This window comes from Novosphingobium hassiacum, assembly GCF_014196055.1.
Taxonomy (GTDB): Bacteria; Pseudomonadota; Alphaproteobacteria; order Sphingomonadales; family Sphingomonadaceae; genus Novosphingobium; species Novosphingobium hassiacum.
In genome coordinates this window covers 301,595-324,332 of sequence record NZ_JACICY010000003.1, presented here as the reverse complement: position 1 = coordinate 324,332, position 22,738 = coordinate 301,595, and the positions used below count along the sequence as shown (strand labels likewise).

General features: G+C 62.8%; 22 protein-coding genes and 1 pseudogene. 22 read left to right on the top strand and 1 reads right to left on the bottom strand.

Translation table 11 applies throughout. From position 1 onward, the window contains the following. Positions 1-35: 35 nt before the first annotated feature. Complete coding sequence (locus GGQ88_RS08795; protein WP_183612774.1) at positions 36-1,232, bottom strand: acetyl-CoA C-acyltransferase; 1,197 nt, start codon at positions 1,230-1,232, stop codon at positions 36-38. A gap of 110 nt (positions 1,233-1,342) precedes the next feature. Between GGQ88_RS08795 and GGQ88_RS21770 the strand changes: the two are divergent. From GGQ88_RS21770 to GGQ88_RS08690, 22 genes and pseudogenes are all read left to right on the top strand, one after another. Then, positions 1,343-1,609, top strand: a pseudogene (locus tag GGQ88_RS21770) (prepilin peptidase); the annotation flags it as partial. An 18-nt stretch (positions 1,610-1,627) separates the two neighbouring features. Then, the gene (locus GGQ88_RS21255; RefSeq protein WP_343057136.1) at positions 1,628-2,116 is read left to right on the top strand and encodes a prepilin peptidase; all 489 of its coding nucleotides are present in this window, start codon (positions 1,628-1,630) and stop codon (positions 2,114-2,116) included. 25 nt (positions 2,117-2,141) lie between these two features. Next, positions 2,142-3,572, top strand: coding sequence for a coniferyl aldehyde dehydrogenase (locus GGQ88_RS08785; RefSeq protein WP_183612772.1), 1,431 nt, complete (start codon positions 2,142-2,144; stop codon positions 3,570-3,572). Between the two features lie 295 nt (positions 3,573-3,867). Then, positions 3,868-4,254, top strand: coding sequence for an NADH-quinone oxidoreductase subunit A (locus GGQ88_RS08780; RefSeq protein ID WP_183612771.1), 387 nt, complete (start codon positions 3,868-3,870; stop codon positions 4,252-4,254). Further along, complete coding sequence (locus GGQ88_RS08775; RefSeq protein ID WP_183612770.1) at positions 4,251-4,811, top strand: NuoB/complex I 20 kDa subunit family protein; 561 nt, start codon at positions 4,251-4,253, stop codon at positions 4,809-4,811. The genes GGQ88_RS08780 and GGQ88_RS08775 overlap by 4 nt, the downstream gene beginning before the upstream one ends. A 13-nt stretch (positions 4,812-4,824) precedes the next feature. Further along, positions 4,825-5,760, top strand: coding sequence for an NADH-quinone oxidoreductase subunit C (locus tag GGQ88_RS08770; RefSeq protein ID WP_183612769.1), 936 nt, complete (start codon positions 4,825-4,827; stop codon positions 5,758-5,760). Continuing rightward, complete coding sequence (locus tag GGQ88_RS08765; RefSeq protein ID WP_183612768.1) at positions 5,757-6,968, top strand: NADH-quinone oxidoreductase subunit D; 1,212 nt, start codon at positions 5,757-5,759, stop codon at positions 6,966-6,968. Before GGQ88_RS08770 ends, GGQ88_RS08765 begins: the two co-directional genes overlap by 4 nt. Beyond that, entirely contained in the window at positions 6,965-7,315 is a 351-nt protein-coding gene (locus GGQ88_RS08760) for a nuclear transport factor 2 family protein (protein ID WP_183612767.1), read from the top strand. The genes GGQ88_RS08765 and GGQ88_RS08760 overlap by 4 nt, the downstream gene beginning before the upstream one ends. Before the next feature lie 126 nt (positions 7,316-7,441). Then, the gene (locus tag GGQ88_RS08755) at positions 7,442-8,110 is read left to right on the top strand and encodes an NADH-quinone oxidoreductase subunit NuoE (protein WP_183612766.1); all 669 of its coding nucleotides are present in this window, start codon (positions 7,442-7,444) and stop codon (positions 8,108-8,110) included. A gap of 1 nt (position 8,111) precedes the next feature. Continuing rightward, entirely contained in the window at positions 8,112-9,398 is a 1,287-nt protein-coding gene (gene nuoF, locus GGQ88_RS08750; RefSeq protein WP_183612765.1) for an NADH-quinone oxidoreductase subunit NuoF, read from the top strand. 50 nt (positions 9,399-9,448) lie between these two features. Then, a complete protein-coding gene (locus GGQ88_RS08745) occupies positions 9,449-10,072 on the top strand; it encodes a hypothetical protein (RefSeq protein ID WP_183612764.1) in 624 nt (207 codons plus the stop codon). Then, complete coding sequence (gene nuoG, locus GGQ88_RS08740) at positions 10,072-12,081, top strand: NADH-quinone oxidoreductase subunit NuoG (protein WP_183612763.1); 2,010 nt, start codon at positions 10,072-10,074, stop codon at positions 12,079-12,081. The genes GGQ88_RS08745 and nuoG overlap by 1 nt, the downstream gene beginning before the upstream one ends. Continuing rightward, on the top strand, positions 12,078-13,121 hold the full coding sequence (gene nuoH / locus GGQ88_RS08735; protein WP_183612762.1) for an NADH-quinone oxidoreductase subunit NuoH: 1,044 nt from the start codon (positions 12,078-12,080) through the stop codon (positions 13,119-13,121). Before nuoG ends, nuoH begins: the two co-directional genes overlap by 4 nt. Further along, positions 13,118-13,603, top strand: coding sequence for an NADH-quinone oxidoreductase subunit NuoI (gene nuoI, locus GGQ88_RS08730; protein WP_183612761.1), 486 nt, complete (start codon positions 13,118-13,120; stop codon positions 13,601-13,603). The genes nuoH and nuoI overlap by 4 nt, the downstream gene beginning before the upstream one ends. A gap of 12 nt (positions 13,604-13,615) precedes the next feature. Continuing rightward, the gene (locus GGQ88_RS08725; RefSeq protein WP_183612760.1) at positions 13,616-14,233 is read left to right on the top strand and encodes an NADH-quinone oxidoreductase subunit J; all 618 of its coding nucleotides are present in this window, start codon (positions 13,616-13,618) and stop codon (positions 14,231-14,233) included. Next, positions 14,230-14,535, top strand: coding sequence for an NADH-quinone oxidoreductase subunit NuoK (gene nuoK / locus GGQ88_RS08720; protein WP_011445933.1), 306 nt, complete (start codon positions 14,230-14,232; stop codon positions 14,533-14,535). Before GGQ88_RS08725 ends, nuoK begins: the two co-directional genes overlap by 4 nt. Before the next feature lie 10 nt (positions 14,536-14,545). Continuing rightward, positions 14,546-16,594 (top strand): NADH-quinone oxidoreductase subunit L, encoded by a 2,049-nt coding sequence (gene nuoL / locus GGQ88_RS08715; RefSeq protein ID WP_183612759.1) that lies wholly within the window; start codon positions 14,546-14,548, stop codon positions 16,592-16,594. Then, a complete protein-coding gene (locus tag GGQ88_RS08710; RefSeq protein WP_183612758.1) occupies positions 16,591-18,126 on the top strand; it encodes an NADH-quinone oxidoreductase subunit M in 1,536 nt (511 codons plus the stop codon). The genes nuoL and GGQ88_RS08710 overlap by 4 nt, the downstream gene beginning before the upstream one ends. Next, the gene (gene nuoN / locus GGQ88_RS08705; RefSeq protein ID WP_183612757.1) at positions 18,126-19,589 is read left to right on the top strand and encodes an NADH-quinone oxidoreductase subunit NuoN; all 1,464 of its coding nucleotides are present in this window, start codon (positions 18,126-18,128) and stop codon (positions 19,587-19,589) included. The genes GGQ88_RS08710 and nuoN overlap by 1 nt, the downstream gene beginning before the upstream one ends. A 2-nt stretch (positions 19,590-19,591) precedes the next feature. Then, positions 19,592-20,323 (top strand): biotin--[acetyl-CoA-carboxylase] ligase, encoded by a 732-nt coding sequence (locus tag GGQ88_RS08700; RefSeq protein WP_183612756.1) that lies wholly within the window; start codon positions 19,592-19,594, stop codon positions 20,321-20,323. Continuing rightward, positions 20,307-21,089 (top strand): type III pantothenate kinase, encoded by a 783-nt coding sequence (locus tag GGQ88_RS08695; RefSeq protein WP_183612755.1) that lies wholly within the window; start codon positions 20,307-20,309, stop codon positions 21,087-21,089. Before GGQ88_RS08700 ends, GGQ88_RS08695 begins: the two co-directional genes overlap by 17 nt. Further along, entirely contained in the window at positions 21,086-22,738 is a 1,653-nt protein-coding gene (locus GGQ88_RS08690) for a ribonuclease J (protein WP_183612754.1), read from the top strand. The genes GGQ88_RS08695 and GGQ88_RS08690 overlap by 4 nt, the downstream gene beginning before the upstream one ends.

Below are 22,738 nucleotides of genomic sequence, written 5' to 3'. Positions count from 1 at the left end.
AGGCGTCCCCGGCCTTGCGACCGGGGACTTACCCATCAGATCAGTTCAATAGCAAGCGCAGTGGCCTCGCCGCCGCCGATGCACAGGCTGGCGACGCCCTTGGTCTTGCCGTGCTTCTTCAGGGCCGCGAGCAGCGTTGTCACGATGCGTGTGCCCGATGCGCCGATCGGGTGGCCGAGCGCAGTCGCGCCGCCGTTGACGTTGATCTTCGCGTGATCGATGCCGAGGTCCTGCATGGCGAACATCGCGACGCAAGCGAAGGCTTCATTGACTTCGAACAGGTCGACGTCGGCGACGGACCAGCCCGCCTTTTCGAGCACCTTATTGATCGCACCGACCGGGGCCGTGGTAAAATCCTTGGGTTCCTGCGCGTGGGCAGCGAGCGCGACGATGCGGGCGACGGGGGTGAGGCCTGCCGCCTTGGCGACGCTTTCGCGGGTCAAGGTGACTGCGGCTGCACCGTCCGAAATCGAGGATGAGGTGGCGGCGGTGATCGTGCCGTCCTTGGCGAAGGCGGGTTTGAGGCCGGGGATCTTGTCCGGACGGCCCTTGCCAGGCGCTTCGTCGGTATCGACGACGGTATCGCCGCCGCGCCCCTTGACCGTGACCGGTGCGATCTCGTCGACGAAGCTGCCGTCGCTGACCGCGAGCTGGGCGCGGCGGAGCGATTCGATGGTGTAACTGTCCTGCTGTTCGCGGGTCAGCTGGTAGGCGTTGGCGGTGTCCTGCGCGAAAGTGCCCATCGCACGGCCGGCTTCATAGGCGTCTTCGAGGCCATCGAGGAACATGTGGTCATAGGCGGTGTCATGGCCGATGCGCGCGCCCGAGCGATGCTTCTTGAGCAAATACGGGGCGTTGGTCATCGACTCCATGCCGCCCGCCACGATCATGTCGACGCTGCCCGAGGCGAGGGCTTCGGCGCCCATGATGATCGTCTGCATGCCCGAGCCGCAGACCTTGTTGACGGTGGTCGCCTGGACCGACTTGGGCAGGCCGGCCTTGATCGCAGCCTGACGCGCCGGGGCCTGGCCCAAGCCTGCGGGAAGGACGCAGCCCATATAGATGCGCTCGATGCTTTCCGGAACGATTCCAGCGCGTTCGACGGCAGCCTTGACCGCAGTTGCGCCGAGATCGGTGGCCGCGACATCGGCCAGCGCGCCCTGCATCGCACCCATCGGGGTGCGCGCGTACGAGAGGATAACGACCGGATCGGCTGAGGAAAACTGGACCATGGCTTGATTGCCCCTGATGGATTAGGCGTCTGGAGATAGCGGCTTGTCGCTTGTTGCACCTCAATAGTGTTGCAGCGCAGCGAAATCAATTGATCCAAGGGATAGTGCCGATGTTCGAGCAAGTTCCACAGGGTTTTCTGATAGTTGGCGCAGCCGTGTTGGGCGCGGTGATCGGGAGCTTTGTGGGGGCGGTGCTGGTGCGGTTGCCGCAGGGGCAGTCGGTAGTGCATGGCCGGTCGAAATGCGACCATTGCGGCAAGTTGTTGAGCCCGCTCGAATTAGTCCCGATTTTCTCCTTTTTGGCACAGAGGGGGAAGTGCCGGGGCTGTGGGGGTGCAATCGGGGGGTGGGCGCTCGCAAGTGAGGTAGCCGGGTCCGTCATCGGGGTAGGCGCAGTGCTGTGGGCGCGTGATGGTCTGACGCTCGCGGCGATGATCTTGGGATGGCAACTGCTGCTGCTCGCGCTGTTGGATCTGCGGCACTTCTGGTTGCCAAGAGCCCTGACCGGTTTGTTGGCGGCAAGTGGCGCGATAGTGGTCGCGATCGAGGCATGGGTCATGGGGACGATTGATCCCCTGCTGATCTCGGTAAGCGGCGGCGCGATGGGATTCGTGATGCTGTGGGCGATTGCGCGGTTCTACCGGCGAGCGCGAGGGCGTGAGGGCATGGGCGCCGGCGATCCGCCGCTGTTGGGCGCGATCGGGCTGTGGCTGGGGCCGCTCGGCGTGGTCGAGGTCATGCTCGGCGCTAGCATTCTGGGAATTGTGGCCGCTATTGTCATGCTTGTCAGCAAGCGTAAGATCGCCGCCGACACGGCGCTGCCGCTGGGAACATGTCTTGCCGCTACGGCTTGGCCGATCTTCCTTGTGCAAGGGCTGGGCTAGGGCGATTCGCTCAGGGGAGAGTTCGATGCAGGAAGCGACGCGCGAAGCCATGGCCGCGGTACTTGAGCGCCAGAAGGCGGCGTTCGTTAACGTCCGGCCAGAGCCGTTGGCGACGCGGCATGGCCGGCTTGAGCGTTGCGCGAAGTTGCTGCTGCAAAATGGCGAGTCTTTTGCCAGGGCGATGAGCGCGGACTTCGGTCATCGCAGCCATCAGCAATCGATGCTGACCGACGTGATGCCTGCGCTGGGCGCGATCCGCTATTCGCAGAAGCGCATGAAGGCGTGGAGCAAGCCGGAAAAGCGGCATGTGAATTTCCCGCTCAACTTGCTCGGGGCGCGGGCCGAGGTGCGGTTCGCGCCCAAGGGCGTGATCGGGATCGTTGCGCCGTGGAACTTCCCGGTGGGGCTGACTTTCGGGCCGCTGGCACAGGCGCTGGCAGCGGGTAACCGCGCGATGCTGAAGCCGAGCGAGTTTACCGAGCGAACATCGGAACTAATGGCGGATCTGTTCCCTAAGTATTTCGGCGAGGACGAAGTGGCAGTCGTGCTCGGCGGGCCGCAGACCGGGCAGGATTTCTGCGGGCTGGCGTTCGACCACCTGCTGTTTACCGGGGCGACGTCCATCGGCAAGCACGTGCTGCATGCGGCGGCGGACAATCTGGTGCCGGTAACGCTGGAACTGGGCGGCAAGTCGCCGACGATCCTGGGCAAGGGCGTCGATGTCGCCCAGGCCGCTGACCGTATCGCGCTGGGCAAGATGATGAACGCAGGCCAGATCTGCCTTGCGCCCGATTACCTGCTGGTGCCCGAGGATATGGAAATGCAGGCAATCGGCGCGATCCAGTCGAGCGTGGCGACGATGTACCCGACGATGCTGGCCAATGACGATTATACCTCGGTGATCAATCGCCGCCATCGCGACCGTCTGGTCGGGCTGGTCGACGATGCCGTGGCCAAGGGGGCCGAGGCGATCGTGGTCAATCCCGGGGCTGAGAGCTTCGAGGGATCGAACGGCAACAAGCTGCCGCTGACGATCCTGCGCAACGTCAATGACGACATGACAGTGATGCAGGACGAGATTTTCGGGCCGGTGCTGCCGGTGAAGACCTATCGCGGGATCGATCAGGCAATCGACTACATCAATGCGCACGACCGGCCGCTGGGGCTATACTACTTCGGACAGGACAGCGCCGAGCGCGAGGCGGTGCTGGGGCGGACGATCTCGGGCGGCGTGACCGTCAACGATGTTATTTTTCATGTCTCTGCCGACGATCTGCCTTTCGGCGGGATCGGGCCTTCGGGCATGGGCAGCTATCACGGGATCGAAGGGTTCCGCAGCTTCAGCCACGGCCGCGCGGTCTATAGCCAGCCCAAATTGAACGTGGCCAAGTTGGCCGGGCTTATGCCGCCTTATGGCGCGGCGACTGCGCGGACGTTGAAGATGCAACTGAAGTAGGGGCGTGTGTGGCTTGCAACGCGGGCGCGGCACACCCACCCCGGCTGGGACTGACTCCGCCTTCGACTGCGTAAGTCTCGCTCCCCTCGCTTGGGGGAGCGTAGGGGCTGGATTTACGCCGCGCATTTTGCGTGCTCCACAATCGGCTTATCGGAAGTGATACGTACTCGCGATACGGTCGAAGAGGTGCGAAAAGGTGGGCAGAATCCGCGTTTAGTGCAGTGCACACCACTTGCGCGGGGGCAACGTCGGGACTAGGGCGCTGCCAACCCTTGCAGACAAGCGAGTCAGCCCCTTGGTCGAACAATCCAGCTATCTGGCGCAATACCTGCCGATCCTGATCTTCCTCGGGATCGCGCTGGCGTTGTCGTCCGCGTTCGTGTTCCTGCCGATGGGCGTGGCGCGGTTGACGGGCACCCACAATCCGAACGCCGACAAGTTGAGCGAGTACGAATGCGGCTTCCCCGCGTTCGAAGACCCGCGCAGCCAGTTCGACGTGCGGTTCTACCTGGTCGCGATCCTGTTCATCATCTTCGATCTGGAAGCGGCGTTCCTGTTTCCTTGGGCGGTCAGCCTCAAGGAAACCGGCTGGGCCGGATGGATCACGATGATGGTGTTCCTGGGCGAACTGGTGATCGGCTTCATCTATGCCTGGAAGAAGGGCGCGCTGGACTGGGAATGAGCAACATGGCCACCACTTCTTCATCGTTGGTAACGTCAGGTCAGGGTGCGGTCGCCGCGCCCGACCAGTCGTTTTTCGACAGCCTCAACGCCGAAGTCAGCGACAAGGGTTTCCTTGTTACCTCGAGCGAGGACCTGTTCCAGTGGGCGCGCACCGGTTCGCTGTGGTGGATGACCTTCGGGCTCGCCTGCTGCGCGGTCGAGATGATCCACGTCAATATGCCGCGTTATGACATGGAGCGCTTCGGCGCTGCACCGCGCGCATCTCCGCGCCAATCGGACGTGATGATCGTTGCGGGTACGCTGTGCAACAAGATGGCCCCTGCACTGCGCAAGGTCTATGATCAGATGTCGGACCCCAAGTACGTGATCTCTATGGGATCATGCGCGAATGGCGGCGGCTATTATCATTACAGCTACAGCGTCGTGCGCGGGTGCGACCGGATCGTGCCGGTAGATATCTATATCCCCGGTTGCCCGCCGACCGCCGAGGCTTTGCTTTACGGTGTGATGCAGTTGCAGCGGAAGATCCGCCGCATGGGCACGCTTGAGCGTTGAGAGGGCAGGGCTGATGACGGTTCTCCACCCCGCACCGCGCTGGACCTCGAACGAGGGCGTCCATGACGCGCTGGTTGCCGCGCTCGGCGATATGGTCGTGGCCTCGAAGGAGGAGCATGGCGAGATCGTGCTGACCGTGGTCAGCGCGCGTGTCGAAGACGCGCTGCGCCTGCTGCGCGACGTTCACGAATACCAGCAGTTGATGGACATTGCAGGCGTCGACTATCCGCAGCGGGCCGACCGTTTCGAGGTGTGCTACTGCCTGCTGTCGCTGACGAAGAACCACCGTATCGTCGTCAAGGTTTCGACCGACGAGGCGACGCCGGTTCCGACCGTCACGACGCTGTGGCCGAACGCCGGATGGTACGAGCGCGAAGTGTTCGACATGTTCGGCGTGCTGTTTGCGGGTAACCCGGACTTGCGCCGTATCCTGACCGACTATGGCTTTCAGGGGCACCCGTTCCGCAAGGACTTCCCGCTGACGGGCTATGTCGAACTGCGCTACTCCGAAGAGGACAAGCGCGTCGTCTATGAGCCGGTGCGGCTGGCGCAGGATCTGCGGCAGTTCGATTTCATGAGCCCGTGGGAAGGCGCGAACTACGTGCTGCCGGGTGACGAAAAGGCGGTTCCGCCGCCGCCCGCGCCCGCTCCTGTGGCGACCGCGCCCGATACCAAGGGTGAGGCGAAGGCCGACATTCCCAAGGTGACCGAGAAGACTTCCGACACCGGCGCTGGCGACAAGGCCAATGCCGAAGCGGTGAAGCCGGTGGCCGAGGCTGCGGCTCCGGCCGTTGCCAAGACCGACGCGCCTGATGCGCCCGAACCAACCGAGGACCGCCCGGCGAAGAAACCTCGTGCGGCGAAGGCCAAGGACACCGATGGCGCTGTCGACACGGCTGACAAGCCGAAGCGGCCGCGCGCGAAGAAGACCGATGGAGAGGGCGCATGAGCATGCAGCTCGAAGAGTCGCCGACCACCGGCGATGAGGTCATCACCAACTACACGATCAACTTCGGGCCGCAGCACCCGGCGGCGCACGGCGTGTTGCGCATGGTCATGGAGCTGGACGGCGAGATCATCGAGCGGATCGATCCGCATGTCGGCCTGCTGCACCGCGGCACCGAAAAGCTGATCGAGCACAAGACCTACCTGCAGGCGCTGCCCTATTTCGACCGGCTGGATTACTGTTCGCCGCTCGCGATGGAGCACTCCTATGTGCTGGCGGTCGAAAAGCTGCTGAACATCGAAGTGCCGCTGCGGGCGCAGTATCTGCGGGTGCTGTTTGCCGAACTGACGCGCATCTGCAACCACATGCTGAACCTTGGTTCGCATGTGATGGACGTCGGCGCGATGACGCCGAACCTGTGGCTGTTCGAGATCCGCGAGGACTGCCTCAACTTCTTCGAACGCGCATCGGGCGCGCGCATGCACGCGGCCTGGTTCCGCCCCGGCGGCGTCCATCAGGACGTGCCGCTCAAGCTGCTGACCGACATCGCCGACTGGATCGACACGCGGCTGCACCCGCTGTTCAACGACGCGATGAGCCTCGTGGTCGACAACCGCATCTTCAAGCAGCGCAATGTCGACATCGGCATCGTGTCCAAGGAAGACGCCGTGCGCTGGGGCTTTTCCGGCCCGATGATCCGTGGTTCGGGCATCGCGTGGGATCTGCGCAAGAGCCAGCCCTACGACGTCTATGACCGCATGGACTTCGACATTCCGGTCGGCACCAGCGGCGATTGCTACGATCGGTTCATGGTCCGCGTCGAAGAAGTGCGCCAGTCGGCCCGCATCATCCAGCAGTGCATCGCGCAGATGCCTGAAGGCCCGGTTGCCAGCACCGACCGTAAGGTCGTGCCGCCCAAGCGCGCCGAGATGAAGCAGTCGATGGAAGCGCTGATCCATCACTTCAAGCTCTACACCGAAGGCTTCCACGTTCCGGCGGGCGAAGTCTATGTCGCGACCGAAAGCCCCAAGGGCGAATTCGGCGTCTATCTGGTGTCGGACGGCAGCAACAAGCCGTACCGCTGCAAGATCCGCCCAACCGCGTTCTCGCACCTCCAGGCGATGGACTTCATGAGCGTCGGCCACATGCTGCCCGACGTCACCGCGATCATCGGCGCCATCGACGTGGTGTTCGGGGAGTGCGACCGGTGAGCAATCTCGACACGGCGAAAGCCATGATCGCCGCGTACAACGCGCAGGACGTGGATACTTACGTCTCGTACATGACCGACGACGCCTGCGAGGCGAACTATCGTGGTGATGTGGTGCGTGAGGGCAAGGAGGGCACGCGCTCCGGGCTTGCCGCCGCGTTTGCGCGCTGGCCGGGCAACCATGCCGAGATCGTCGAGGCGCAGGCGATTGGCAACTACGTGCTGATGCGCGAGCATGTGACGCGCGGACCTGCGACCGATGGTTCGGCGCTGGTCGAGCCGTTCGACGTGATCGCAGTCTATTCTTTCGAGGGCGACAAGTGCTCTCGGGTGGAGTTTATCCGGTGATTGGATCAGCTTCCATTCCATCATTCGTCATCCCCGCGCAGGCGGGGATCCAGTCAACGTCAGCTTTACGCGCAGTGGTGGCCTGGACCCCCGCCTGCGCGGGGGTGACGACCTTGGGGAATAACCGTGGCTGATCGTCACATCGAACCTGACAGCCCCGAACTGCGCGCGCGCTGGGGTGGTTTTGAGTGGACTGCGGGCAATGCTGAGCAGGCCAAGGTCATCGTCGGGCGTTACCCCGAGGGACGTCAGCGCTCTGCAGTGATGCCGCTGCTCGATCTGGCGCAGCGTCAGGTGGGGGCGGAGCTGAACACGCAGGGTTGGTTGCCGATTCCGGTGATGGAATATGTAGCAAAGTACCTCGACATGCCGGTGATCCGCGTGGTCGAGGTGGCGACGTTCTACACCATGTACAACATCGCGCCGATCGGTCGCTTCCACGTGCAGGTCTGCGGCACCACGCCGTGCATGCTGCGCGGGTCGGACGACATTCTGGCGGCCTGCAAGTCCAAGGGCCTGAGCAAGGGCCACACCACGGCGGACGGTCTGTTCACGCTGACCGAGGTCGAGTGCATGGGCAATTGCGCCTCCGCGCCGATGGTCCAGATCAACGACGATAACTACGAAGACCTGACCGCGGACGACATGACGCGGATTCTGGACGAGCTGGCGGCGGGTAAGCAGCCGAAGACGGGTACGCAGTTGGCGGGGCGTCATACGGTCGAGCCGGCGGGAGCACTCAGCAACCTGACCGCGATGGTTGATGCCAACCACGACTATCGAGGGGAGTGGTAAGATGGCCCTTCAAGACAAGGACCGCATCTTCACCAACGTCTATGGCTTTCAGCCGTGGAACCTTAAGGCTGCGCAAGCACGCGGCGATTGGGACAATACCAAGGCCCTGATGGAGCGCGGGCAGGACGCGATCATCGAGGAAATCAAGGCTTCGGGCCTTCGCGGGCGTGGCGGTGCGGGCTTCCCCACCGGCATGAAGTGGTCGTTTATGCCCAAGGAAAGCAAGGACGGCCGTCCCAGCTTCCTCGTGATCAACGCCGACGAATCCGAGCCGGGTTCGTGCAAGGACCGCGAAATCATCCGCCATGATCCGCACAAGCTGATCGAGGGCGCGCTGGTGGCGGGCTATGCGATGCGCGCGCGGGCCGCCTACATCTACATTCGCGGCGAATATATCCGCGAGGCCGAGACGCTGTTCGCCGCCGTGCAGGAGGCCTATGACGCCGGCCTGCTGGGCAAGAACGCTTGCGGTTCGGGTTACGATTTCGACGTCTTCGTCCATCGCGGCGCAGGCGCCTATATCTGCGGCGAAGAGACCGCGATGATCGAAAGCCTCGAAGGCAAGAAGGGCCAGCCCCGCCTCAAGCCGCCGTTTCCGGCAGGTGCGGGCCTCTATGGCTGCCCGACCACGGTCAACAACGTCGAGAGCATCGCGGTTGCGCCGACGATCCTGCGACGCGGCGCTTCGTGGTTCTCGTCCTTCGGGCGCGAGAACAACAAGGGCACCAAGCTCTTCCAGATATCGGGCCATGTGAACCGCCCGTGCGTGGTCGAAGAAGAGATGAGCATCCCGTTCAGCGAGCTGATCGAGAAGCACTGCGGCGGCATTCGCGGCGGCAAGGACAACCTGCTGGCAGTGATCCCCGGCGGATCGTCGGTGCCGCTGGTGCCCGCGTCCGAAATCTGGGACGCGCCGATGGACTTTGATGGTCTCAAGGCGGTCGGATCAGGGCTGGGCACCGCTGCGGTGATCGTCATGGACAAGTCGACCGACATCGTCCGCGCGATCAGCCGGATCTCGTACTTCTACAAGCACGAAAGCTGCGGCCAGTGCACGCCCTGCCGCGAAGGCACCGGCTGGATGTGGCGCGTGATGGAACGCCTGCGCACCGGCGATGCCGACGTCAGCGAAATCGACATGCTCCATAACGTGACCAAGCAGGTCGAAGGCCACACGATCTGCGCGCTGGGCGACGCGGCGGCTTGGCCGATCCAGGGCCTGATCAAGCACTTCCGTCCTGAGATTGAGCGCCGGATTGCCGAGAACGTGCGGGAGGCGGCGGAGTGAGGGCATTCTCACCCAAAAGCACCGCAAAATTTAGCGCTGTCTTGCTCGCAATGACGGCTACGTCCGCTTACGCAAAGCTTTCGGCGGCTGATGAGACGCGTTCCTCGATGCGCCGAGTGACCAAATGTGCTGCAGAATATGAGTTATGGCTGCGGCGTGGTCGGCATGTGTTTGCGGTCGCCAACGAGGGCTTCACCGCGCCAACCGTATCAATCGATCAAGTTGGCACCAGCTTGACGAATTGCATCGAGCAAAAGAGCTATGATGGTCGATCAATGTCTTGGCTCAAGATGCCGGAGCTTCTGTTCAGGGGACAATTGATCGAAGGTATGTTTCGGTGGGCGGAAACCGGAAAATACTCGAACAGCTTCGACGAGAACTCGGAAAAATTTCTGAATATGGATAAGTCGAGAAAATTCATGCCAATCCGTCAGTTTGGCATGTGCGTTGTGCATTTGGACCCGGCAAACTCGCGCGCCATTCTTAGCGGTCCAGTGGCTGGCGATGAAGAAGTGCGCGGATATGCTGCGCTGTCTCCTACCTTTTCACAATGCGTCGCTCCAGGTGAAACCATTCAGTTCAGTAAATCGATCATCGAAGGGGCAGTAGCCGAAGGTCTTCTGGTAAAAATCCTTGAAGAGCGTCGGGCCAATGCACAGCAGAGTGTCCACTGATGCCTAAAGTTAAAGTCGATGGCGTAGAGCTCGAAGTCCCGGCAGGCGCTACTGTCCTGCAGGCGTGCGAGCTGGCCGGTAAGGAAATTCCGCGGTTCTGTTATCATGAACGGCTGAGCATTGCGGGCAATTGCCGCATGTGTCTTGTCGAGGTGAAGCCGGGGCCGCCCAAGCCGCAGGCTTCGTGCGCGCTGCCCGCCACCGAAGGTCAGGAAATCCGCACGGATTCCGAGATGGTCAAGAAGGCGCGGGAAGGGGTGATGGAGTTTCTCCTGATCAACCACCCGCTCGATTGCCCGATCTGCGATCAGGGCGGCGAGTGCGATCTGCAGGACCAGTCGGTTGCCTATGGCCGTGGTGCCTCGCGCTATCACGAGCACAAGCGTGCGGTGACCGAGAAGTACATGGGCCCGCTGATCAAGACGCAGATGACGCGCTGCATCCACTGCACCCGCTGCGTGCGGTTCAGCGAGGAAGTGGCGGGCGTCGACGAAATCGGCGCGCTCTATCGCGGCGAGGGGATGCAGATCACAACGTACCTCGAAAAGGCTGCGGCGCACGAATTGTCGGCCAATGTGATCGACTTGTGCCCGGTCGGCGCGCTGACTTCGCGCCCCTATGCGTTCGAAGCGCGGCCGTGGGAATTGAAGAAGACGCTGTCGATCGACGTTTCGGACGCGATCGGCTCGAACATCCGTCTCGACAGCCGTGGCCGCGAAGTGCTGCGCGCTTTGCCGCGCATCAACGATGACGTGAACGAGGAATGGCTGTCGGATCGTGGCCGCTACATGGTCGATGGGTTGACGCGCCGCCGTCTCGACAAGCCGTGGCTGCGCCGTGACGGCAAGCTGGTCGCGGCCACCTGGGCCGAGGCATTTGCAGCTGTTGCGAAGATCGCTCCGGGATCGTCGGTGGCAGTTGTCGCGGGCGATATGGTCGATTGCGAAACGATGTTTGCAGCCAAGAAGCTGGCCGGAGCGCTGGGCTCGACGCTGCTTGAGGGCCGTCAGACGGGCTTGTCGTATGATGCGTCGAACATGGCGGCGGTGAACTTCAATTCGACGCTTGCGGGCATCGAGGATGCGGACGCCGTGCTGATCGTCGGTTCGATGATCCGCGACGAAGCGCCGCTGCTCAACACGCGGCTGCGCAAGGCGGTGAAGAAGGGTGCCAAGGTGTTCATCGTCGGCCCGCAGTGGGATCCGACTTACGCTGCGACCTTCCTTGGCGACGATCTTGCGATGCTTGGCAATCTGCCTCAGTCGGTGACCGACGCGTTCGGCGCTGCGCAGAAGCCTGCGATCATCATGGGCGGTGCGGCTCTTGGCAAGGGTGCTCTGGGCGCTGGTCTGGCGTTTGCGGAACAGTTCAATCTGGTGCGTGAGGGCTGGAACGGCTTCAACGTGATCCACATGGCGGCTGCGCGCATGGGCGGGCTGATGCTCGGCTATGCGCAGAAGGGCGGCATTGCCGATCTGGTCGCCGCAGCCCCCAAGATGGTCATCTCACTGGGCGCGGACGAAGTGGACTTTGCCAAGTTTGCAGGGTCGATGATCGTGCATATCGGGCACCACGGCGACAAGGCCGCGCATGTGGCCGACGTGATCCTGCCTGCCGCCGCATTCAGCGAGAAGGACGGCACTTACGTCAACACCGAAGGCCGCGTGCAATATGCCGAGGCTGCGGTGTTCCCGCCGGGCGATGCCCGGCAGGACTGGACGATCCTGCGCGCGATGGCTGATGCGCTGGGCGTTTCGGTCGGCTTCGACAGCTTCGAGCAGCTTCGCGCTGCGATGGTGGCCGAGGTTCCGGCGCTTGGCGTAGAAGGGCTGGCCGATTATGGCGCTCTGCCGGCCGCTCCTGCGGGCGCGAGGGCAGAGGGCGTGATCGCGGGCTACCCGATCAAGGACCGCTACCTGACCAACGCGATCAGCCGCGCGAGCCCGACGCTGCAGCGCTGTTCGGCAGAACTGCTCCACGGTGAGACGTTTGCGGAGGCCGCGGAATGACCGACTTCTTCATGGGTCTTGGCCTGTCGTATGACTGGGCCTGGGGTCTTTCGACCATCGCGGGTATCCTGCTGATCGCGCTGCCGCTGATGCTCGGCGTGGCGATGATCATCTATGCCGACCGCAAGATCTGGGCGGCGATGGCGCTGCGTCGTGGTCCGAACGTGGTCGGCCCGCTTGGGCTGCTGCAGTCGTTCGCGGACGGGTTGAAGGTGTTCCTGCAGGAAACCATCATCCCGACGGCGGCGAACAAGGGCCTGTTCCTGATCGCTCCGATCATCACGTTCACCGTCGCACTGATGGCGTGGGCGGTGATCCCGTTCAATTCGGGCGCGGTGCTGGCCGATGTCAACGTCGGCCTGTTGTACGTGCTCGCGATCTCGTCGCTCGGCGTTTACGGCGTGGTCATCGCGGGTTGGTCGTCCAACTCGAAGTACCCGTTCTTTTCGGCGATGCGCGCTTCGGCGCAGATGATTTCGTATGAAGTCTCGATCGGGTTCATCCTGATCTGCGTGGTGCTGTGGTCGGGCTCGTTCAACCTCAATGACATCGTCAAGGCGCAGCAATCGCACGTCTGGATCATCAACGGCTTCGTCGCGAACCCGCTGCTGTTCCCGATGTGGGTGATGTTCCTGATCTCGGGCATGGCCGAAACCGCGCGCGCCCCGTTCGATTTGACTGAGGCGGAATCGGAGCTGGTTGCGGGGTATCAGACCGAATATTCGAGCATGGCCTTCGCGCTGTACTGGCTGGGCGAATATGCCAACGTGCTGCTGATGTGTGCGCTCAACGCCGTGCTGTTCTGGGGCGGCTACCTGCCGCCGCTCGATTGGGCGCCGCTCTACCTGATCCCGGGCTTCGTGTGGCTGCTGCTCAAGATTCTGTTCTTTTTCTTCATCTTCAGCTGGGTAAAGGCGACCGTCCCGCGCTATCGCTATGACCAGCTGATGCGCCTGGGCTGGAAGATCTTCCTCCCCGTCTCGCTGCTGTTCGTGGTTCTCGTCAGCGGCTACCTTATGGCTACCGGACACTTCGCATGAGCGTCGCCCAAATCATCAAGAGCTTCACCCTGTGGGAGTTCGTGAAGGCCCACGCCCTGACCTTGAAGTATCTCTTCAAGCCCAAGGCGACGATCAACTACCCGTTCGAGAAGAACCCGCTTTCTCCGCGCTTTCGTGGCGAGCATGTGCTGCGGCGCTATCCCAACGGCGAGGAGCGCTGCATCGCGTGCAAGCTGTGCGAGGCGGTTTGTCCGGCGCAGGCGATCACGATCGAATCCGAACCGCGCGAGGACGGCAGCCGCCGTACCACGCGCTATGACATCGACATGACCAAGTGCATCTTCTGCGGCTTCTGCCAGGAAGCGTGCCCGGTCGATGCGATCGTCGAGGGACCGAACTTCGAATACGCGACTGAAACGCGCGAGGAGCTGCTTTACGACAAGGCCAAGCTGCTTGCGAACGGGGACAAGTGGGAGCGGGCGATTGCCGCGAACCTTGAAGCCGATGCGCCGTATCGCTAGGGGGCCGCGCTGATGATCCAGGTTTTCGCCTTCTATCTGTTCGCCACGCTCTGCATCCTCAGCGGTGCAGTGACGATCCTTGCGCGCAATCCGGTGCATTCGGTGCTCTGGCTGATCCTCGCGTTCTTCAACGCTGCCGGCCTGATGGTGCTGGTGGGTGCGGAGTTTATCGCGATGCTGCTGGTCATCGTCTATGTCGGCGCCGTAGCGGTGCTGTTCCTGTTCGTGGTGATGATGCTCGACATCGACTTTGCCGAACTTCGGGCAGGCTTCGTCAAGAACTTCCCGCTGGGCATTGCGCTGGCGGTGGTGCTGTTCGTCGAGCTGTTCGTCGGGTTGGTGGTTCATGGCGCGGGTGGGATTGCCTTGGGCACACCTGATGGCTCGGCTGCTCCGCTGGCGAATGTCTCGAACATCGAGGCGATCGGGGCGCTGCTCTATAGCCGCTACCTGTTCCTGTTCGAAGCGGCAGGCATCGTCCTGCTGGTTGCGATGATCGGCGCGATCGTCCTGACGCATCGCCAGCGTGGCGGTACGCGCGGGCAGAACGTTTCCAAGCAGAACGCGCGCCGTCCGCAGGACGCGACGATCAATATGCAGCCCGAAAGCGGCAAGGGAGTCGTGCTGTGATCGGCATCGAACACTATCTCGTGGTCAGCTCGATCCTGTTCGTGCTGGGCGTGCTGGGGATCTTCCTCAACCGCAAGAACGTGATCATCATCCTGATGGCGATCGAACTGATCCTGCTGTCGGTGAACCTCAACCTCGTCGCGTTCAGCGCTTTCCTGCACGATCTGGTCGGACAGGTCTTCGCGATGTTCGTGTTGACGGTGGCGGCGGGCGAGGCGGCGATCGGGCTTGCCATTCTGGTCATTTACTTCCGTGGTCGCGGCACGATTGCCGTTGACGATGTCAACCGGATGAAAGGCTGAGTTGGGCGCGATGTCTTCCATCCTGATAATCGTTTTCCTGCCGCTGCTGGCAGCGATCGTCGCGGGGCTTGGCAACAAGCAACTGGGCGCGGTGCCGTCCAAGGTCATCACGACCGGGGCGCTGTTCATCTCGTGTGCGCTGTCGTGGCCGATCTTCCTGTCGTTCATCGGCGGGACGGCTGAGGCCAGCGTTACGCCGGTGCTGGACTGGGTGAAGTCGGGCACGCTCGATTTCACGTGGGCACTGCGGGTCGATACGCTGACGGCGGTCATGCTGGTGGTGATCACCAGCGTCTCGGCGCTCGTGCACCTGTACTCGTGGGGGTACATGAGCGAGGAGCCGGATCAGCCGCGTTTCTTCGCCTACCTGTCGCTGTTCACGTTCGCCATGCTGATGCTGGTGACCGCCGATAACCTGGTGCAGATGTTCTTCGGTTGGGAAGGCGTGGGGCTCGCTTCGTACCTGCTGATCGGGTTCTGGTTCCGCAAACCGAGCGCGAACGCCGCTGCGATGAAGGCCTTCGTGGTCAACCGCGTGGGCGACCTTGGCTTCATGATGGGCATTTTCGGGACGTTCCTGGTGTTCGGCACGGTTTCGATTCCGGCGATCCTTGAAGCCGCGCCCGGAATGGCCGGGTCGACGATCGGGTTCCTTGGCTATCGCTTCGATACGATGACCGTGCTGTGCATCCTGCTGTTCATCGGCGCGATGGGCAAATCTGCCCAGCTTGGGCTGCACACGTGGCTGCCCGACGCGATGGAAGGCCCGACGCCGGTTTCGGCGCTGATCCATGCCGCGACGATGGTTACCGCGGGCGTGTTCATGGTCTGCCGCCTGTCGCCGATGTTCGAGGTGAGCCCGACGGCGCTGGCGATGGTGACGTTTGTCGGCGCGATGACCTGCATCTTCGCGGCAACGGTCGGCACGACGCAGACCGACATCAAGCGCGTGATCGCCTATTCGACCTGTTCGCAGCTAGGCTACATGTTCTTTGCAGCGGGCGTGGGCGCGTATGGCGCGTCGATGTTCCACTTGTTCACGCACGCCTTCTTCAAGGCGCTGCTGTTCCTTGGCGCTGGCTCTGTGATCCACGCGATGCATCACGAGCAGGACATGCGGTACTATGGCGGCCTGCGGAAGCAGATCCCGCTGACCTACTGGGCAATGATGGCGGGAACGCTGGCGATTACCGGCGTCGGTATCGTCGATGTGTTCGGGTTTGCGGGCTTCTATTCGAAGGATGCGATCCTCGAGGCGGCTTATGCCAAGGGGACAGAGCTGGGTCAGTTCGCGTTCTTCCTCGGCATCTTCGCGGCGCTGTTGACCAGCTTCTATTCGTGGCGGCTCATCTTCCTGACGTTCTTCGGGAAACCGCGCTGGGAACAGTCCGAGCATATCCAGCACGCCGTTCATGACGCGCACGGGCATGGCGATCATGGCCATGGACACGACGATAACGCCCATGCTCAACACCACGATGAGCACAGCGACGGCACGGCGGGCTATCACCCGCACGAGAGCCCGCTCAACATGCTGATCCCGCTGGGCGTGCTGTCGGTCGGTGCGGTCTTGGCAGGATACGTGTTCCACCATGCGTTCATCAGCGAAGGCACGGGCGAGTTCTGGAAGGGTTCGCTGATCTTTGCCGAGCACACGATCCACGCGATGCATGAGGTGCCGACGTGGGTGAAGTGGGCGCCGTTCGCGGTCATGGCCACGGGCCTGTTGATCGCCTGGTATGCCTACATCAAGAACACGCGCTTTCCGGCGGCGTTCGTCGATCAGTTCGGGTTCCTCTACAAGTTCCTGCTCAACAAGTGGTACTTCGACGAGCTCTACCATTTCATCTTCGTCGTGCCCGCGATGTGGCTCGGCCGGGTGTTCTGGAAGGTGCTCGACGTCGGCGTGATCGACAAGTTCGGTCCGGACGGCGCGGCTTGGGTCGTGGCGCAGGGCAGCCGGGCTTCGGCCAAGCTGCAGTCGGGATATCTTTATAGCTATGCGCTGGTCATGCTCGTCGGACTTGTCGGCGCGATCAGCTGGGTGATCGCACAATGATGGGCTTTCCGATCCTTTCGCTGATGCTGCTGGTGCCGCTGGTGGCAGCGGTTGCCTGCCTTGTCGTTCCGCGCGAACAGGCGCGCAGCGTGGCCTTGATCGCGACGTTCATCGACTTCGTGCTCGGCATGATCTTGTGGGCGAATTACGACATCGGCGGCGCGCAGTGGCAGTTCACCGAAAGCGCGGCGCTGTTCGCGGGCTTCTCGTGGAAGCTCGGCATCGACGGTATCGCGCTGATGCTGATCGCGTTGACGGTGTTCCTGATGCCGGTGTGCATCGGGGCCAGCTGGACCTCGATCGACAAGCGTCAGGGCGAATATTACGCGGCGTTCCTCGTCATGGAAACGCTGATGATCGGCGTGTTTGCGGCGCAGGATCTGTTCCTGTTCTACATCATGTTCGAAGCCGGCCTGATCCCGATGTACCTGATCATCGGCGTCTGGGGCGGTGCGGATCGCATCTACGCCAGCTACAAGTTCTTCCTCTACACGCTGCTCGGCTCGGTGCTGATGCTGATCGCGATGTTCTGGATGGCGAACGCTGCGGGCACGACCGACATTCCGACGCTGATGGCCTACAACTTCCCGGTTCACGCACAGACGTGGCTGTGGCTGGCGTTCTTCGCCAGCTTCGCGGTCAAGATGCCGATGTGGCCCGTGCACACCTGGTTGCCAGACGCGCACGTTCAGGCGCCGACCGGTGGCTCCGTCATTCTGGCAGGCGTTCTGCTCAAGATGGGCGGCTACGGCTTCATCCGCTTCTCGCTGCCGATGTTCCCCGAAGCCTCGGCGCAGTTTGCGCCGCTGATCTTCGGCCTGTCGATGGCGGCGGTGGTGATCACTTCGCTGATCGCGCTGGTGCAGACCGATATGAAGAAGCTGATCGCCTATTCGTCGGTCGCGCACATGGCGATCGTGACGGTCGGGTTGTTTGCGTTCAACGTACAGGGCCTCGAAGGCTCGATGATCGTGATGCTGAGCCACGGTCTCGTCGCTGGTGCGCTGTTCCTGTGCGTCGGCGTGATCTACGACCGCCTGCACACGCGTGAGATCGACCGTTATGGCGGTTTGTCGATCAACATGCCGCGCTATTCGGTGTTTTTCCTGCTGTTCACGATGGCCTCGATCGGCCTTCCGGGCACGAGCGGGTTCGTCGGTGAGTTCCTGTCGCTGATCGGCATCTACCAGATTTCGAGCTGGGTGGCGCTGGTCTGCACCACGGGCATCATCCTGGGCGCGGCCTACATGCTTTATCTCTACCGCCGCGTGGCCTATGGCGTTCAAAAGAACGCAGATGCCGCCGCGATGCCCGATCTCGACAAGCGCGAGTGGGCAATGATGGTGCCGCTGGCGGTTGTTGTGCTGTGGATGGGCGTGTATCCGGAAAGCTTCCTCGCGCCGATGCGCAAGGATATCGCGGCGCTCGACGCGCGTCTTGCGCAGGCCAAGCCCAAGGGCGATGCCGACGTGAAGATGGGCGCGGCCAAGCCTGCTGCTCATGAGAATATGGCCCATGGGGGGGCGCACTGATGGATTTCGCCCGTTCGCTCTGGCTTGTCGCCCCCGAGACGCTGCTTTCGGTTGCGGGATTGATCCTGTTGCTGGTCGCCGCATGGGCCGGTGACAAAGCCTCGCGCGCCATTTCGATTGCCGCTGTCGCTGTGCTGACCGCCTGTGCTTTCCTTGTCGCGCCTGCGCTGTGGGCCGGGGCGATGGGGCCGGACACCGAGGCGTTCGGCGGACAGTATCGCGCCGATGCTTTCGCCGCGTTCGGCAAGCTGCTGATCTATGCTGGCGCTGGCGTCACGCTGATCGTCGCGCCTGCGTTCTTCGACCGCTTCAAGGCGATGCGCGCCGAACTCCCGCTGCTCGTGATGTTCGCATCGCTCGGCATGGGCATGATGGTCTCGGCAGGCGATCTGCTGACGCTGTACATCGGCCTCGAACTCAACAGCCTTTCGGCTTACGTCATGGCCTCGTTCCTGCGTACGGATGAGCGCTCGGCCGAAGCGGGCCTCAAGTACTTCGTGCTCGGATCGCTCGCCTCGGGCATCCTGCTGTTCGGCGTCAGCTTGATCTACGGTTTCACCGGGGGCACGAGTTTTGCCGGGATCCACGACGCGCTGTCGGGCCAGATGGCGACGGGCGCGCTGTTCGGCGTGATCTTCGTGCTGGCGGGTCTCGCCTTCAAGATCAGCGCTGCGCCGTTCCACATGTGGACGCCCGACGTCTACGAAGGCGCGCCGACGCCGGTGACGACGTTCTTTGCGACGGCACCCAAGGTCGCCGCACTAGGCCTGCTGATGCGGGTCAGCCTCGAAGCATTCGGGCAGCAGACGTTCGCGTGGCAGCAAGTGGTAATCTTCGCCTCGCTGCTATCGATAGTGATCGGTGCACTGGGCGCGATCGGGCAGAATAACATCAAGCGCCTGATGGCCTATTCGTCGATCAACAACGTCGGTTTCATCCTGATAGGGCTTGCCGTGGCGACGCAGCAAGGCGCTTCGGCTATGCTGGTCTATCTCGCGATCTACGTCGCGATGTCGGTGGCAGGGTTTGTCGTGATCCTCCTGTTGCGCGACGAAAACGGCGATCAGGTCGAGGCGATCTCGGATCTTGCGGGGCTTTCGAAGACGCGGCCTTGGCTGGCACTTTCACTGGCGTCGGTGATGTTCAGCCTTGCGGGTATTCCGCCGCTGTTCGGGTTCTGGGGCAAGTTCGTGGTGTTCAAGGCTGCGGTTCAGGCCGATTTCATCGCGCTGGCGGCAATCGGTATCGCGGCTTCGGTGATCGGCGCGTTCTACTACCTCAAGGTCGTCAAAGTGATGTACTTCGACGAGGCGATCGACAAGGTCCGGGGCAAGGGCGAACTGTCGCACACCATGCTGCTGGTGCTGGCAGTGCTGGCGAACTCGCCGCTGGCCTATCTTGGGACCAAGTGCCTCGGCGCGCTGGCGGACAATGCCGCCGCCGCGCTGTTCTACGCGTACTAGATTTGATCGAAACCATCGCCGAAATTCCCTCGACCAATGGCGCGCTGCTGGCGCGTCTGGCCGGGGGTGGGGTTGTCGCTGAGGGGCACTGGCTGGTGGCCGACCGGCAGAGCGCCGGGCGTGGACGCGCCGGTCGGGTATGGTTCGATGGCTTCGGCAACTTCATGGGATCGAGCGTCGTCCGATTGCGCAGCGCGGACCCGCTGCCGCAGACGCTGGCGCTGATCACGGGCGTTGCGGTGCACGATGCCTTGATCGATTGCGCGCCGGGTCTGAAGGGGCTGGTGCTGAAGTGGCCGAACGATCTGCTGGTGGGTGAGGCCAAGCTGGCCGGCATCCTGCTCGAGCGGCAGGGCGATGCGGTGGTCGTGGGGATTGGCGTCAATCTGGCGCAGGCGCCAGAGGTCGAGGGCCGGCGGACCACGTCGCTCGGTGGATTGGGCTTCACCGTGGCGCGCGACGATTTTGCAGCGGCGCTTGGCAGGCATTTTGCCGATGTGATGACGCGCTGGCATCAGGGCGAGTGGCCGCTTTTGCGTGAGCGCTGGTTGGCGCGGGCGATGCCGGTGGGTACGCTGTTCTCGGTCAAGGACCGCGACCATGGCGAGATCGTGGGGGCGTTCGGCGGCATCGACGAGGACGGCGTGGCCCTTCTGCGCTTGGCGGATGGGGCGGTCCGTGCCATCCACGCGGGCGATATGGAAATGGTGGGTTCTCATGCTTCTGGCGGTTGATGTCGGCAATACCAACATCGTCTTCGCGCTGTTCGAGGGCCGGGTGAACAAATCGCGCTGGCGCGTGGCGACTGACCCACGGCGGACAGCGGACGAGTACGCGGTGTGGCTGCTGCAACTGATGCAACTGCAGGGGTTCGATCCCAAGGCGGTCGACCAGATCCTGATTTCGACTGTGGTGCCGCGCGCTTTGCATAACCTGACCGTACTGGCGCAGAAGTACTTCGGGCTAGACCCGATGATCGCGGGGGAACCACCGGTCGAATGGGGCTTTGAGGCCGATGTCGACGAGCCCCGCTCGCTGGGCGCGGACCGCGCGGTCAACGCGATTGCCGCGCATGCCAGATATCCCGGCGACCTGATCGTTGTCGATTTCGGAACAGCCACCACATTCGATGTGGTAGACTTCAACGGTGCCTACAAAGGCGGGATCATCGCGCCCGGCATCAACCTTTCACTCGACGCTCTGGTGAACGCGACGGCCAAGCTGCCGCGCATCGCCATTGAGGCTCCGACGCGCACCAAGAGCGTGATCGGACGGAATACTGAGGATCAGATGCATATTGGCGTTTTCTGGGGCTACGTGGCGATGATGGAGGGCCTGATTGCCCGCATCCGCGCCGAAATCGGCCGTCCGGCCAAGGTCGTCGCGACGGGCGGCCTCGCCGTGCTGTTCGGCGATCACACCGACATCTTCGATCATGTGGACAATGACCTGACGCTTGATGGTCTTGCCATTCTGGCAGAGCGCGTGGCGCTGTCATGAAGCCGGGCAAGGAACTGCTGTTTCTCGCGCTGGGTGGTTCAGGCGAGATCGGGATGAACGTCAACCTTTACGGGTGCGACGGCAAGTGGCTGATGGTCGACCTGGGCATGACCTTTGCCGACCCGCATTATCCGGGCGTGGATCTGGTGTTTGCCGATCTCGATTTCATCGAGCAGCGCTTGGACGATCTCATCGGCGTAGTGCTGACGCATGCGCACGAGGACCACATCGGCGCTGTGCCGTATTTCGCGCAGGACCTGGGCGTGCCGCTTTACGCGACGCCGTTTACGGCCAAGCTGGTGCACGAGAAGCTGGTCGAGGCCGGGATCGAGAAGGAGGTCGAACTCAATGTCATCGACCATCTCGATCGGTTCGAGCTGGGGCCGTTCGGCATCCGCTATGTGCCGCTGGCGCACTCGATTGCCGAGGGCAACGCACTGCTGATCGATACGCCTCACGGCAAGATATTTCACACCGGCGACTGGAAGCTGGACGACGAGCCGCGCATCGGAACGCCTGCGACCGAAGAGGAGCTGACTGCCATCGGGGATGAGGGCATCCTTGCGCTGGTCTGCGATTCCACCAACGTATTCAATCCAAACGCGTCGGGCTCGGAAGGCGAAGTGCGCGCTGGGCTGATGGAAGCCGTGGCGGCTCAGAAGGGGCGGCGGGTCGTCGTGACCACGTTTGCATCCAATGTGGCGCGCTTGCAGACGCTGGGGGAGGTGGCCGAGGCGACCGGGCGGCAGTTGTGCGTGGCAGGAAGGTCGCTCGACCGGATCATTCGCGTTGCGAAATCGTGCGGCTATCTGAAAGGGTTGCCGCCGATTGTTCACATCGACGATGCGATGGGCGTGCCGCGTGGTGAACTGCTGGTGCTGGCCACGGGCGGGCAGGGCGAGCCGCGTGCTGCGCTGGGACGGATGGCGGGCGAGCAGCATCCGATCAAGCTGGAAAGCGGTGACGTGGTGCTGTTCTCGAGCCGTCAGATTCCGGGTAACGAACTGGCCATCGGACGCATCATGAATTCGCTGGTCGACAAGGGCGTGCGGATCGTCACCGACCGCCAGTCGATGATCCATGTGTCAGGGCATCCGGGGCGGCCCGAACTGGTTGCACTCTACGACTGGATCCGGCCCGAGATTCTGGTGCCTGTGCATGGCGAGATTCGGCACATGGCCGAGCAGGCGCAACTGGGGCTCGACGAGGGCATTCCGCGCGCGATCATGCAGAAGAACGGCGACCTGATCCGGCTTGCGCCGAACGGGCCGAAGAAACTGTCGGAAGAGCGCGCGGGGCGGTTGATCCTCGATGGCGACATCATTTCACCCGCCAACGGTGAGGCGATCATCGCGCGGCGCAAGATTTCGGAAAGCGGGCTGATCACCGTGGCGCTGGCGGTGCGGCGCGATGGGCAGCTGGCTTCCGATGTCGAGGTGGCCACGTTGGGCATCCCGCTCGACGAGGATATGGAAGCGTTCGTGGCGGACGCCAAGGTGGAGACGGCCGAAGCCTTGCGCAAGCTGAAGGGCGACCGCAAGCGCGACCGCGTGGCGGTTGCCGAAGCCGTTCGGCTTGCGGTACGGCGCACCGGACAGCGCTGGTCGGGCAAGAAGTCGGTCGTCCAGGTAATGCTGCGGGAAGGCTGA

Coding starts and splice junctions, on each gene's coding strand:
- GGQ88_RS08795 (WP_183612774.1), bottom strand. CDS start 1,232: ATGGTCCAGTTTTCCTCAGCCGATCCGGTCGTTATCCTCTCGTACGCG.
- GGQ88_RS08785 (WP_183612772.1), top strand. CDS start 2,142: ATGCAGGAAGCGACGCGCGAAGCCATGGCCGCGGTACTTGAGCGCCAG.
- GGQ88_RS08775 (WP_183612770.1), top strand. CDS start 4,251: ATGAGCAACATGGCCACCACTTCTTCATCGTTGGTAACGTCAGGTCAG.
- GGQ88_RS08770 (WP_183612769.1), top strand. CDS start 4,825: ATGACGGTTCTCCACCCCGCACCGCGCTGGACCTCGAACGAGGGCGTC.
- GGQ88_RS08765 (WP_183612768.1), top strand. CDS start 5,757: ATGAGCATGCAGCTCGAAGAGTCGCCGACCACCGGCGATGAGGTCATC.
- nuoF (WP_183612765.1), top strand. CDS start 8,112: ATGGCCCTTCAAGACAAGGACCGCATCTTCACCAACGTCTATGGCTTT.
- GGQ88_RS08745 (WP_183612764.1), top strand. CDS start 9,449: ATGACGGCTACGTCCGCTTACGCAAAGCTTTCGGCGGCTGATGAGACG.
- nuoG (WP_183612763.1), top strand. CDS start 10,072: ATGCCTAAAGTTAAAGTCGATGGCGTAGAGCTCGAAGTCCCGGCAGGC.
- nuoH (WP_183612762.1), top strand. CDS start 12,078: ATGACCGACTTCTTCATGGGTCTTGGCCTGTCGTATGACTGGGCCTGG.
- nuoI (WP_183612761.1), top strand. CDS start 13,118: ATGAGCGTCGCCCAAATCATCAAGAGCTTCACCCTGTGGGAGTTCGTG.
- GGQ88_RS08725 (WP_183612760.1), top strand. CDS start 13,616: ATGATCCAGGTTTTCGCCTTCTATCTGTTCGCCACGCTCTGCATCCTC.
- nuoL (WP_183612759.1), top strand. CDS start 14,546: ATGTCTTCCATCCTGATAATCGTTTTCCTGCCGCTGCTGGCAGCGATC.
- GGQ88_RS08710 (WP_183612758.1), top strand. CDS start 16,591: ATGATGGGCTTTCCGATCCTTTCGCTGATGCTGCTGGTGCCGCTGGTG.
- nuoN (WP_183612757.1), top strand. CDS start 18,126: ATGGATTTCGCCCGTTCGCTCTGGCTTGTCGCCCCCGAGACGCTGCTT.
- GGQ88_RS08695 (WP_183612755.1), top strand. CDS start 20,307: ATGCTTCTGGCGGTTGATGTCGGCAATACCAACATCGTCTTCGCGCTG.
- GGQ88_RS08690 (WP_183612754.1), top strand. CDS start 21,086: ATGAAGCCGGGCAAGGAACTGCTGTTTCTCGCGCTGGGTGGTTCAGGC.